Source organism: Putridiphycobacter roseus (assembly GCF_003234935.1).
Classification (GTDB): domain Bacteria; phylum Bacteroidota; class Bacteroidia; order Flavobacteriales_D; family Crocinitomicaceae; genus Putridiphycobacter; species Putridiphycobacter roseus.
On the sequence record NZ_QKSB01000001.1, the window covers coordinates 229,357 to 242,989 of the forward strand.

13 protein-coding genes are annotated in these 13,633 nt (G+C 34.6%); all 13 read right to left on the reverse strand.

What is annotated here, in order from left to right:
* Positions 1-11: 11 nt before the first annotated feature.
* Positions 12-2,759 carry a PKD domain-containing protein gene (locus DNU06_RS00995; RefSeq protein ID WP_111061342.1) on the reverse strand — a complete coding sequence of 916 codons (2,748 nt, stop codon included), beginning with the start codon at positions 2,757-2,759 and terminating at the stop codon, positions 12-14.
* A 103-nt stretch (positions 2,760-2,862) separates the two neighbouring features.
* The gene (gene nqrF, locus DNU06_RS01000; protein WP_111061343.1) at positions 2,863-4,155 is read right to left on the reverse strand and encodes an NADH:ubiquinone reductase (Na(+)-transporting) subunit F; all 1,293 of its coding nucleotides are present in this window, start codon (positions 4,153-4,155) and stop codon (positions 2,863-2,865) included.
* Positions 4,156-4,171: 16 nt separating this feature from the next.
* Positions 4,172-4,786, reverse strand: a complete 615-nt coding sequence (gene nqrE / locus DNU06_RS01005; RefSeq protein ID WP_111061344.1) for an NADH:ubiquinone reductase (Na(+)-transporting) subunit E — start codon at positions 4,784-4,786, stop codon at positions 4,172-4,174.
* Between the two features lie 11 nt (positions 4,787-4,797).
* Complete coding sequence (locus DNU06_RS01010; protein ID WP_111061345.1) at positions 4,798-5,472, reverse strand: NADH:ubiquinone reductase (Na(+)-transporting) subunit D; 675 nt, start codon at positions 5,470-5,472, stop codon at positions 4,798-4,800.
* 7 nt (positions 5,473-5,479) lie between these two features.
* Positions 5,480-6,187 (reverse strand): NADH:ubiquinone reductase (Na(+)-transporting) subunit C, encoded by a 708-nt coding sequence (gene nqrC, locus DNU06_RS01015; RefSeq protein ID WP_199398964.1) that lies wholly within the window; start codon positions 6,185-6,187, stop codon positions 5,480-5,482.
* A gap of 2 nt (positions 6,188-6,189) precedes the next feature.
* Positions 6,190-7,392 carry an NADH:ubiquinone reductase (Na(+)-transporting) subunit B gene (locus DNU06_RS01020; RefSeq protein WP_111061346.1) on the reverse strand — a complete coding sequence of 401 codons (1,203 nt, stop codon included), beginning with the start codon at positions 7,390-7,392 and terminating at the stop codon, positions 6,190-6,192.
* A gap of 25 nt (positions 7,393-7,417) precedes the next feature.
* Positions 7,418-8,779 carry a Na(+)-translocating NADH-quinone reductase subunit A gene (locus tag DNU06_RS01025; protein ID WP_111061347.1) on the reverse strand — a complete coding sequence of 454 codons (1,362 nt, stop codon included), beginning with the start codon at positions 8,777-8,779 and terminating at the stop codon, positions 7,418-7,420.
* A gap of 107 nt (positions 8,780-8,886) precedes the next feature.
* The gene (locus DNU06_RS01030) at positions 8,887-9,579 is read right to left on the reverse strand and encodes a YjjG family noncanonical pyrimidine nucleotidase (protein WP_111061348.1); all 693 of its coding nucleotides are present in this window, start codon (positions 9,577-9,579) and stop codon (positions 8,887-8,889) included.
* Complete coding sequence (locus DNU06_RS01035; protein WP_111061349.1) at positions 9,572-10,054, reverse strand: hypothetical protein; 483 nt, start codon at positions 10,052-10,054, stop codon at positions 9,572-9,574. Before DNU06_RS01035 ends, DNU06_RS01030 begins: the two co-directional genes overlap by 8 nt.
* Positions 10,051-10,704 (reverse strand): uracil phosphoribosyltransferase, encoded by a 654-nt coding sequence (gene upp / locus DNU06_RS01040; protein WP_111061350.1) that lies wholly within the window; start codon positions 10,702-10,704, stop codon positions 10,051-10,053. The genes DNU06_RS01035 and upp overlap by 4 nt, the downstream gene beginning before the upstream one ends.
* Positions 10,705-10,757: 53 nt before the next feature.
* Positions 10,758-11,468: an SDR family oxidoreductase gene (locus DNU06_RS01045; RefSeq protein WP_111061351.1), complete on the reverse strand. Its 711-nt coding sequence runs from the start codon at positions 11,466-11,468 to the stop codon at positions 10,758-10,760.
* Positions 11,465-12,361, reverse strand: a complete 897-nt coding sequence (locus tag DNU06_RS01050) for a GNAT family N-acetyltransferase (protein WP_111061352.1) — start codon at positions 12,359-12,361, stop codon at positions 11,465-11,467. Before DNU06_RS01050 ends, DNU06_RS01045 begins: the two co-directional genes overlap by 4 nt.
* 17 nt (positions 12,362-12,378) lie before the next feature.
* Positions 12,379-13,611 carry a M48 family metallopeptidase gene (locus tag DNU06_RS01055; protein ID WP_111061353.1) on the reverse strand — a complete coding sequence of 411 codons (1,233 nt, stop codon included), beginning with the start codon at positions 13,609-13,611 and terminating at the stop codon, positions 12,379-12,381.
* Positions 13,612-13,633 lie beyond the last annotated feature (22 nt).

Here is a 13,633-nt window from a genome sequence, read left to right on the forward strand (position 1 = left end):
ATTATAAAAGTTTACCTGAGCAACGTTACATGTCCATTTAATATTTGCTTTTCATTTTTAGTTGGACTAGTAAATTCCATTCTCCAGACATAAACGCCTGCATTTACAGGAGTTCCATTATAAACTCCATCCCAGCCGGCATTTGGATTTCTGCTTTCCCAAATAACTTCTCCCCAACGATTAAAAAGCAATACAGAGAAATCATAAATATCTATACCTAAAACGTCAAATCTCCATTCTTGGTTACTGCCCTGACCATTTGGTGTAAATACATTCGGAACAAAAATACTCATTGGTGCGCCAACGGTTAAACTATAGGAGGTTGTATCACTACATCCCAATTCGTTTAGAGAAATTAAAATAATGGTATAATTACCTTCTTGCTCAAAAATATGGGTTGGATTCATAGCTGTAGAAATAGTATTATCACCGAAATCCCAAAGAAATTGGTCGGAATTAGAGGACAAATTAAAAAACGAAATATCTGTTTCACCAGCAACACCCTCGTTAGGACTAAAATTAAAATTGGATTTAACCTCGGGCTCCACCTCTACCATCCAAGGTATAGTTATCGTTTTTACACATCCTATATTTGAGGTCACACGCAAACTTAAGTCATAGGTCGCTGAATGATTAAAAGTACTAGATGGATTTTCTATGACAGAAAAATCGTTATTATCAAAATTCCAGTACCAAGAATCGATTGAACCAATATTTACAGTAGATTGATTAAAAAAGTTTACCTGCTGAGGAAAACATACCGAAGCCTTTTGTAAACTAAAATTAGGGTTTAAATTTTGATAAACAATTTGTATTGTATCTGATTTTACACAACCATTAAAATTTACATCCACATAAAATATTCCAGGAGTATTTACCGATAAACTGGCATTAACAGAATTATCTTGCCATAAATATGTGGCATTAATGGTGGACACATCTAATAAAATGCTTTCCCCTTGACAAATAATCGTGTCGTTACCTAAAGTCATAGATGGCAAAGTATAAAAACTAGTATCTATTTCTATAGAGTCTGTAAAGCTACAATTGTCAAGAGTTACTTGTACCCAATAAACACCTTGTTGATTAGCGGTATACAAAGGTCCTACAGCACCATCTTGCCACAGATAAGTAGCGTTCGGAAATGTTGCATCCAGTTGAATTGTATTTCCGAGCGTACAAATTACCGTATCATTTCCCAAATCAATAGAAGAAATAGGATTATAACTGATAAAAATGGAATCTGAGAAAACGCAATTATTTTTGGTTACTTCCACCCAATAAACTCCTTGTTGAGAAGCTGTAATGGTAGCAGTAACCGCATTATTTTGCCATAGATAACTAGCGTTTACATTACTTGCATCTAATAATAAGGATGTATTAACACATAAAGTGGTGTCATTACCAAGATCAATAGTAGGAAGGGGAGTCAAATTTACTGTAATCGAATCTACATTTTTACAGCCATTAACCGTGACCTCTACCCAATAATCACCTTGCTGCAGCACTTCAAAGGTGGCCGAAGTAGCGCCATCATGCCATAAATAATTGGCATTTAAAACACTTGCGTCCAACCATAAAGTATCCAATTCACAAATAGTAGTATCAGGACCTAAATTTACGTTGAAAAATGGGGTGTAATTCACCGTTACAGAATCAACATAAGTACAATTATTATCACTAACCTCTACCCAGAATGTTCCAGGCTGCGAAACGACATAACTAGAATCTACACTTCCATCATGCCATAAATAATTGGAATTAACAGCTGTTACTTCTAAATTTAACAGTTCCCCAAAACAAAGCGTGGTATCGCTACCCAGTAAATTTGAAGTGTTACCATTTACGGTTATGGTAACCGCATTGGTATCACAATTACTATACACGAGGTAAGTAGTAGTAGCAACGGGAGAAACGTTAAATAAAGTATCCGTCGAAACGATAATACCAGGAGCCGTATCCAAGGCCCATCCTATTAAAGAATCTGTATTTACAAAAAGAGTAAGCGGTTGATTGGCACAAATTGTAGTGTCCATTGAAACGGTAGAACATTGTGCCACTACAGATACATCATCCACAAAGTACCGTGCATTTGCAACATTTTGCGTAGTATCCGAAATAAAAATGGTATTGGCATCATCAAAAAAATTACCGATAATTAAATATTCAGCTGCTGTAGTCGCCACAAAGGTTCCGGATATTTTAACCCAGTTGACACCATCTGCAATAACGGCAGTTTCATTAACTTGTGGTGTAAAATTAAGCTGGCTACATATGGGACTATTAATCAACGTATTTGAAAAATACATCCCTATATTATTACTTTTTTCCGTTGAATATTCTGCATGAGAAACATACATTTCTGCATAATACGTTGTACCCAGAACCAAGGGACTTATCAGTGGTACTTCTAGATATTCTCTATAATCAGGAGCACCGGTACCAGTACCACAACCTAAACCATAAGTATTAACCATTGACATTATATTACCCGTTCTTGGTAATTGTTGTCCAATAGCGTCGGTGTTAATCGATAAGGCGGCACTATAACAGGAGGTGGCTAAAGTAGTACTAAATATATCTGAAGTACCATATGTTGGCATCATCCAATCTATCATGGCGTTATTGAAGCCAGCCTGAGAAAGCACAAAAGAACATGGAAGTGAGTTATAATTTTCAAAACTAGGATTAGGCACCAAGTTTTGACTAATACCTATAAAGCTAAAAAATAAGGTCCATATCAAAAGCATTATTTTCATTCAGGTAACACTTAAAAGTAAAGGTACATGCTTAAAGTAAAAATACAAAAACCCAGACAGTATTTGTCTGGGTTTTTATTAGTAATTATATTTTTCAAAGGACTTATCCTCCAAAATCATCAAATCTTACATTTTCAGGTGGTACACCCCAATCGTCGCACATTTTAATAACGGCTTGATTCATCAATGGTGGTCCACAGAAGTAAAACTCTATATCTTCTGGTGAATCATGTTTTGAAAGGTATTGTTCGATTACTGCATTATGCACAAATCCAACAAATCCATCACCTTCATCCTCCATATTTTTCTTTTCTTTCCAATTATCTGACTCTAAAGGTTCCGACAATACTAGGTGAAATTTGAAATTAGGAAAATCTTTTTCTAAATCTCTAAAGTAGTGCAAGTAGAATAATTCAGCCTTAGAACGACCACCATACCAATAAGATACTTTTCTACCAGTTTTAATCGTTTTAAATAACTCATATAAGTGAGAACGCATAGGCGCCATTCCAGCTCCACCACCAATATAAAGCATTTCTGCATCAGAATCATTAATAAAGAACTCACCATAAGGACCAGATATAATAGCTGGATCTCCCACTTTTAAATTAAAGATATAAGAAGATGCGATACCAGGGTTCACATTCATCCATCCACCTTTAACTCTATCAAACGGAGGAGTAGCTACCCTTACATTCAACATTATTTTACGTCCTTCAGCAGGATAAGAAGCCATAGAATAAGCTCTTACTATTTCCTCGTCGTTTTTCATCACCAATGGAAATAAACCAAATTTTTCCCAATCCGCTTTAAATTTATCCGGTTCACCTGGGTGATCTAGTGGGTGTGCAGTAATATCCATTTCTGAATAATTAACCGTACACTTAGGAATTTTAATTTGGATGTAACCACCCGCCTTATAATCCATATCCTCAGGAATTTCAACGATAAACTCTTTAATGAATGTTGCTACATTGTAGTTAGAAACCACTTTAGCTTCCCATTCTTTAATCCCCAACACTTCTTCCTCTACCTCAATTTCCATGTCTTCTTTCACTTTAACCTGACATCCTAAACGGATTCCAGAAGCGATTTCTTTACGTGAAAAGTGTGGTTTTTCAGTCGGTAAGATTTCTCCACCACCTGACTTTACGTGACAGATACATTGAATACATGTACCTCCACCACCGCAGGCAGAAGGTAAGAAAATACCTTGATTACCTAAAGTAGACAATAAGGTTCCCCCGCCATCAACTTCTAATACTTTATCCCCATTAATGGTAATTTTTATTTTACCTGCTGGCGACAACTTTGCTTTAACAAATAATAGCAAGCTCACCAACAATAAAATCATTGTGGTAAAAACTACGAGTGTGATTGTAATAACTGCTCCCATTTTCTTTTATTTCTTTTTATAAATCAATTCCACTAAAACTCATGAATGCAATCCCCATTAAACCAGTAATGATGAAAGTAATCCCCAATCCTTTCAAAGGACCTGGTACATTTGAGTATCTAATTTTTTCTCTAATTGCTGCAATGGCTACAATAGCCAACAACCAGCCAACACCGGATCCTATTCCGAATACAGTTGCTTCTCCAATAGTTGAATACTGACGATCTTGCATGAATAAGGCACCACCTAAAATAGCACAGTTAACAGCAATCAATGGTAAGAAAATACCCAATGCACCATAAAGCGCAGGCGCATATTTCTCTACGATCATTTCTACCAATTGTACAATAGATGCAATGACAGCAATAAACATAATAAAAGATAAGAAACTTAAATCGTATTGTGCATATTCAGCACCCAACCAAGCTAAAGCACCATCTTTTAGAATGTAGTTTTCCAACAACCAGTTCACTGGAATAGTTACCCCTAATACAAATATTACGGCAAACCCTAAACCAACAGCTGTTTTCACAGTCTTAGATACCGCCAAGTATGAACACATACCTAAGAAATAGGCGAAAATCATGTTTTCAATGAAAACGCCTTTGATAAATATATTTATTAAATCCATTTTACTTTTATTTAATGTTCTTCAATTAATGCTTTGTTTCTTGATCGTTGTACCCAGATAACCAATGCTACCGTTATTAAAGCAAAAGGTGCTAAAATAATTAAGTTGTTATTGTAATACCCGATACTGTATAATCCAGTTTCTTCTCCAGCAATTGCGTTTCCAAAAATTTGGTATCCCATTAATTTACCTGTTCCAAATAACTCTCTAAAGACAGATACAATTACTAAAATAATTCCATATCCTAAGGCATTACCAAAACCATCTAATGCAGCTGCCCAAGGTTTATTCCCCATTGCAAATGCTTCAAATCGTCCCATGATAATACAGTTGGTAATAATCAGTCCAACAAAAACAGAAAGTTTTTCCCCTAAATCAGGCAAATAAGCTTTTAATATTTCGTTTACAATAATTACCAAAGAGGCAACTACTACTAATTGAACAATAATTCTAATTCTTGAAGGAATTAGGTTTCTTAACATGGATACAATTACGTTACCCAAGACCAATACAAATATTACTGCAGCAGTCATAGTTAAAGCTTGTGCAACAGATACTGTAATAGCCAAAGCAGAACAGATTCCTAAAACTTGAATAGTAACTGGATTGTTATCATTCAAAGGATCCGTAATTAATTTTTTATTCTTTTTCGAGAATAAAGGCTCTCTTGATTTTACTTCGCTCATATCTCAATTATTTATTAAAGTAATTAACGTAAACCTGAACTGTTCTATCTAACATTTCTTCCACACCTTTAGAAGTAATTGTTCCTCCAGTAATTCCATCCACTGTAAATTCTTTTGATGAACCAGATCCGTCTTTAACAATTCTCATTTTTTTATAAGTACCATTATCAGAAATCAACTCATTAACGAATTGTTTTTGGAATGCAGCCGTTTTAATTTCAGCCCCTAATCCAGGTGTTTCTGTTTTATGATCGAAAACAGCACCAAAAATAGATTTTTTATCTTCGTTTACCGCAATATACCCCCAAATTGGTCCCCATAAACCAGAACCTACCATTGGAATGATGTATTTTTTACTCCCATCAATATTGGCAACATATAGTGGATAATTTCTTGCTGTTACTGGCAATTTCTTATCTCTATATTCTTTTTTAATATCTACTTTAAAAGCATCACCATCTACCACTTCACCTAAGTCATTAATGATTAAACATTCATCACTTAAAATATACTTACTATATACTTCAGTAGCTGTTTTACGGGTACTTTCAATTTTAATGGCACCTAAAATGTCCATTTTCTTTTTCACTTCAACATTTTTTGCTTGTCGCGGTTTTAAACCTACCGACAAAGAGGCTAAACTTGTACCTACTACTGCAACTAAAATAATTGCAAATAGAAAAGTATAACCGTTACTATCTTTATTCACTGCCATGGTTATGCGGTTTTAGTTTTAAGACGTTTCAATCTTCGTTTTATATTTGCTTGAACCACATAGTGGTCAATTAATGGTGCAAGGATGTTAAAGAACAAAATTGCCATCATCACCCCCTCAGGGAAAGCTGGATTAAATACCCTTACTAGAATGGCAAAGAACCCTGCTAAAAAGCCATAAATATATTTACCTGTATTAGTTTGTGCTGCTGTTACCGGATCAGTGATCATAAACACCGCACCAAAAGCAAATCCACCTAATGCAATTTGATGTATTGGATTTAATTCCATGAAAGGATTCACAGCAGTTGCGTTAAACAAATAACCCATTGCTAAACCACCAATTACGAACGATAACATAATTCTCCAACTTGCTATTCCAGTCCCTAATAAAATAAGTGCACCAATTCCAATTGCAATCATAGAAGTTTCCCCAACAGATCCTGGAATAAATCCAAAAATAGAATCCATCAAAGACCACTTGTCAGAAAATTTATCTACAGACTCATACACCCATTCATCAGATGCAAAACTTGCTAAATCCCCTAAAGGTGTCGCACCAGTATAACCATCCGGTCTTTTCGCTACATCTGAAATACCACTCATCCAAACATCATTACCTGACATTTTAGTAGGATATCCAAAGAATAAAAAGGCCCTAGCTGTTAAGGCAACATTGATAATATTCATCCCTGTACCACCAAACACCTCTTTACCAATTACTACGGCAAAAATAACAGCTATTGCTAACATCCACAAAGGAACATCTGCGGGTACTATTAAAGGAATTAACATCCCTGAAACTAAAAACCCTTCTTGAATTGAATGTTGATTTTTAATCGCAAATATAAACTCTACACCTAGACCAACACCGTAAGAAACAATCACTAAAGGCAGTACCTTCATTAAACCATAACCCACTTTTGCACCAAACATATCCATATATGCCGTCGTTTCACCTGTCGCTATATAGTGCCAGTGGCCAGTATTATAAATTCCAAATAACAAACATGGAATCAAGGCAATAATTACCATCATCATGGTACGTTTTAAATCTACACCATCTCTAATGTGAGCACCTTTTTGAGTGGTTTCACCTGGTGTAAATAAAATCGTAAAAAAACCGTCCCAAACAGGGTGAAACTTGGCCCACTTACCATCATGGTCGGGCTCAAATTTTCGCATTAACTTTTCTATTGAATTCACTTTATCTTTTCTTTAATGAATATTATTACATGATTTCTCTTCGAACCTCATCTAATCCTTCACGGATGACAGATTGAATATTTACTTTTGAAGTACATACAAATTCACAAAGCGCCATATCTTCTGGTGCCACTTCATAAATTCCTAAATTCTCCATTTCATCTAAATCATGATACATACATGCTTTAGTTAAATACATTGGTAGTATATCAAATGGAAATACTTTTTCCATTTCACCTGTCACCACAAATGAACGTTCTTCTCCATTTGTATTGGTATCAATTACGTGTTTTTTATTTGGACTTAACCATGAAAAATAAGTTCTACTAACGGAGAACTTTTTAAATCCTGGTTCCATCCAACCTTCAGTAAAAGAAAACTTCGCTTTGTTGCCCTCTGGAATTACGGTGATTTGTGCATCATAAAATCCTAAATGACCATTTTGCTCAATTTTTGTCCCTGTTAAAACATTTCCAGAAATCACACGAATATCGCCCTCATTGACATTATTCTTTAAGAAAGGACTTACCTCCGCACCGATTATAGCACGACTATATTTAGGCGCTTTCACTTCAGAACCACACACTGCGATTACACGGGATAAATCAAATTTTTTCGACTGGATAGCACGACCAATTAAAGCAACATCTAATGCATTTACAGTCCAAACTACCTCCCCTTTATTAATCGGGTCAATATGATGAATCTGCGTCCCAACATTACCTGCTGGGTGCATTCCGTTAATGCTATTCAACTGAACTCCTTTCGCTTGCTTAAAAACCTCATCAGCCTTAGCAGAACTATTGATAGTTAAGTGCACTTTACCGTCTGTCATTTTTTTCAAAATGTCAATACCAGCTTGAAAAGATTCCCCCTCATCATGCAATAAATAATCATAATCAGGCGCTAACGGAGAAGAATCAAAAGCTGAAATAAAAATAGCTTTTGGATTATCCTCTGGATTTGCAATTACGTCTAAAGGTCGCATTTTAATAAAAGGCCATAAACCAGCATTTAACAGAAATGATTTTGCATCTTTTCTATCTACTGTGTTTAAATCGATAGCTGGTAGTGGCGTATAGCTAATATCTGAATCAGCAGTTATTCTAACTGCTAAAATTTTTCTTTTAGCACCTCGTACAATCTCAGCAACTTCACCAGAAACAGGAGAACAAAATTTCACCTCTACTCTGTTTTTGTTGTAAAACACAACATCTCCAGCATTCACTTTGTCGCCTGCTTTTACGACCATTTTTGGCATCACGCCATGAAAATCGGTAGGATTAACAATAAAATTATTATTCAAATCAACAGTAGTTATTACCTTTTCTGCTGCTCCTTTTAATTTTATGTCTAAACCCTTCCTAATTTTGATAGTCTTGGACATATCTTTTGGATTAATTTTAGGGTCACAAATTTATAAATATGCATTCATTAGCACGTATTTTTGCCGAGTATTATCTTAATTTAGAATGAATCTAAATAATGTTTTTCCTACAAAATCAACTTTAAGTCTAAAAGAGACTGAATGGAAATAAACTCCTGTTGCACAGTTTTACGTTCGGGGTCAAAATGGATTGCCTTCATACCGACATCTGCAGCTCCCCTTACATCCGCATCTATACAATCTCCAATCATCACGGACTCATGGGCAAGTGCGGCGACTTTATTTAAAGCAAATTCAAATATTATTGGATTTGGTTTTTTAACGCCTATTTCATCTGAACACAAAATTAAATCGAAATAGGTACTCAGTTTTGAAGCCTCTAATTTGATGTGTTGCACCTCTATAAAACCATTGGTAATAATGTGCAAATGGTATTTAGTATTTAAGTAATTTAATACTTCATGTGCGCCAGCAAACAAATTAGTTTTGTAGGGACTAATTTCCAGATAACCATTTGCCAAATCGGTGGCAAAGCTATGGGAAATCGGAAAATCCAGTGCTGCGAATGCATCCATAAATCGACCCAATCTCAACTCTTCCTTGCTTACTAAGTTTTTTCTATATCGATTCCAATAAATTGCATTTACTTTTTCATAGACTGAGATAAAGCGTTCGTAACTGACTTCATTTAATTCCGATTTATACTTAACGAACAACTCCTTTAAGGCTGCTCTAGAATTAGATTCAAAATCCCAAATCGTATGGTCTAAATCAAAAAAAACGTGTCGAATTTCATTCATAAATCATCATCATAGCTAAGGTCATCACAAAACCATATATCCCCATAAAGAGCACCATTAAAACAAAAGTTTTTTTATAATGCCCATAAAATTTAGCACAAGCAATAGACCCAAGTGGAATACTCAGAAATAAGGGTGCTAAAAAGGTAAAGGCGTAAATACCCAAACTTCTTCTAACCTTCACAATCAACTTATTGATTCGGGTAAATTTACGTTTTGCTTCAAAGGGTAAATTCTTGCTTAATGCTTCGGCTTCTTTTAACTTATTTTTCTTCAAGGATCTTTCAATAAAGAACTCACTTCCAAAATAAAAAACAGTCATGCAAACTAAAGCTCCAATATAGGTAGATAAAAATATTTCAATAAAATTCAATTTCGTATCACTGGAATTGAGTGACATGACTAATAGCCATTGCGCTGGCAAGTACTTAATTGTACCTAAGCCAAACCCGTATAAATACCATCCCCACTTCATTTATTAGACTTACTCCCATAAGCCAAATCTCCTGCGTCACCTAATCCAGGTACGATATAAGACTGTGCGGTTAATTCTTGATCAATTGCGCCGATCCATATTTCGGTAGATTGCGGTAATTTTGCTTGTATGTAAGCCACTGCTTCAACGCTACCAATAGCAGAAACGATATGTACTTTTTTAGGCGTGCCCTTTTGCAGTAAAGCTTTATATACTAAAACCATGGAACTACCTGTTGCCAACATTGGGTCGGCTATAATCAAAGTTTTACCATCCAAATTAGGTGCCGCTAAGTATTCTACATGGACTTCAAAATCTCCATTTTTATGAGACTTCCTATAGGCAGATATAAAAGCGTTTTCTGCTTTATCAAACACCTCTAATAAACCATTATGCATTGGGATTCCCGCTCTTAAAATGGAGGCCACAACCACCGTCTCGTCAAGTACATCTTGACTGGCTTCACCCAGTGGCGTGCGGATAATTTTATTTACATATTTCAATTTTTTACTTAATTCATAACCAAGAACACTACCGATACGCGTTAAATTTGTTCTAAATCGCATGGCATCTTTTTGAATATCCGCATCTCTAATCTCTGCAATATAATTTTGAAATATAGAAGGTTTATCACTGAAATTATGAATCATAGCTAGTGGTTTCTAACAAATATAAGTGATTTTTAAATCAAATACACGCATTTTTACATATATAATCCACCATTTAAATTGATGGTTTGTCCCGTAAGATAATCACTGTTTTCTGAAATGATATATTTAATGGTTTCAAACAATTGGATGGTATCACCTAATGATTTTTTAGGAATAGAATCAATAATGTTTTGTTTCATTTCTGCTGGTACATCCGCTATCATTCCAACATTAAAATAACCTAGCGCTATTGCATTTACGGTGATTCCACTTGCTGCCAATTCTTTAGCCAAAGACTTATTCAAACCAAGCAGACCCGCTTTAGAAGCGCCGTAAGCTGCTGTACCAATAAATCCAGATTGAGCAACAATTGAAGAGATAAAAATGATTCTACCCCACTTATTTGCACGCATTATAGGTGCAACATGCTTACTAACCAAAAAAGGACCTGTTAAATTAATAGCCAATGTTTTTTCCCAATTGGACAAATTAGTTTTCCATGAAATTTCAGAAATGGATACCCCTGCGTTATTAATAACAATATCTATTTTACCATATGCTGCTTTAATTTCAGCAATCATGCTTTCTACTTCACTTTCTATGGTCACATTTGCAGAAACTAACCGATCTCCTTCGCGAAGCTGCACCTTTGGTTTGTGGCTAAAATAGTGAAAAATTATCTGATAGTCTGTTTCCAAAAAGTACTTCGCCAATTCACTTCCAATACCCCCAGAGCTACCAATTATTAAAACATTCTTTTTCATTTTTTTAAAAGTTTTTTACTGAGTTTATACCAAAAAGGCAACTGATTCAATTCATAATTATAATAAGTATAATCATAGGCGCCAAATTTCTTATAAAACTGTGCTACATTGCTAACATTAGAGCCTCCGAAATCAAAAACATTAAAGTTTAGACTATATTTATTAAACGCATAATGCATTAAACCATACATAGCCCCCAATCTCTTAGCCTCGTGATTTGCCACACCTTTTAAATAGGTCACACGATCATTTGCCATTAAAAAGAAACCTGCACCAACAAAATTACCATCTTGAAATATCGCAATGCACTGTCCCTGCTCTTGCTCTAACGCTTTTTCCATCAAACCTTCTAATACCAATAAATTATCCGGGGTAAATTCTTCAATTTTTTCAACTAAAATATCTTTTACCATTGCCATTAACGCACTTACATCAGGGATAGATTTATAGACAAAATGCTTTTGTGCTTTTTTTATCAATCGCTTTGCATTCGTGGAGTAATTCCCAGAAAAATCCTCGTTTAATTTTACAAACTGGGCGATTCTTGAATGTGGTGAGAATTGCGGCATCTCTAAATTGAATCGAAGGGAAATGTTTTGATAATTCGCTTTTAAATGATTAAAAACATCCTGATTATCCACCCCTTTGCCAACCACATTAAACTCTCGTGTGAAAATGGGTTGAATTATTTGCTTAGTCCCAAATTTTTTTATTTCTGTAATCGGAAAGATTGCCTCGTAATCTTTATAAATCAATGCCGACCAATTAGGTGAAACGACATCTAAATACCAGGAATACATAAACAACTGACTACTGTCATTATTTGAAACTAAACTGTCCCAACGTTCTTTATCAATATTTTTATGTGTTATTAATTCCAAGATACTTTCCAAACTTAAAAATGATTAGCTTATTGTTTAATTGCTTTAATTCTTTCCAACAAAGGTGGATGAGAATAATTTATAAAGACATTTAAAGGGTGCGGATATAAATTAGACAAACTATCCACGGATAACTTTTTCAATCCTTCAATCAATGGTTTACCGCCATAGGTTTCTTTTGCATAAGCATCTGCTTCAAATTCATTTTTTCGACTGATAAAATTCATCAAAATACCTAAAATAAAACCGACTGGGCTAAAGATAAACCCAAAAGCGACTAATCCAAGTACTAAAGATTGTTCTTCGCCACCTAATGCCATGGCAACGGCATCAAAAGACAAGGAATATTCTAACAAGAAAAAAGTAATACCTAGCTGCACAATGCTGAGTAATAAAGTAAGGTAAACATGTTTTTTTTTATAGTGCCCAATTTCATGTGCTAAAATAGCAGTTAATTCCTCGGTAGTATTTTTATCTATCAAAGTATCATACAATGCAATGGTTTTTCTTGGTCCCAACCCACTAAAAAATGCATTTGCTTTGGTAGACCTTTTAGAACCATCTATGCTATAAATGTTTTTAATTTCATACCCCACTTTATTTGCATAAGTCTGTATAGACGTTTTTAACTCACCTGGCGGCAATGGACTTAACTTATTAAATATTGGTAAGATAAAATCTGCATAAAACATATTCGTTAAAATGACAATTAAAACCATAATGAGCCATAACCAATACCAAAACCCAGTACTTACATAGTGGTAGAAAAACACCAACATAAAAATAAGTCCACCACCAATTACAAGGGTCAGTAATAAACTTTTAAATTGATCCAGCCAAAAGGTAGTTTTACTTGTTTTATTAAACCCAAAAGACGCTTCAATATAGAAGGTTTCATAATAAGAAAATGGGATTGCTATTAATAAAGATAAGAGATAAAGAATTAAAAAGAAAAAACCACTTTGCAAATAAAGATTATCACTTAGCGTTTTTGAGTACTCATCAAGCAATCCAAACCAACCAAAAAATAAAGCTGACACAATTAATAAAAAAGAAATTACAGAAGAAATGAGTCCAAACTTTCCATTTACTTTATGATAAGCTGCTGCCTCAGCATATTTTTTTTCATCTAAAACATTTTGCATTTCTTTAGGCACTTCCTGTGACCAATGCTTGTTGTTTAAATATGATAAATACTTGTTAAAAATAAATTCAAGAAGAATAAACCCAATGATACTGTACTTAATAAGTTCTGCATTCATAAATAAACGATTAAGTAATTAA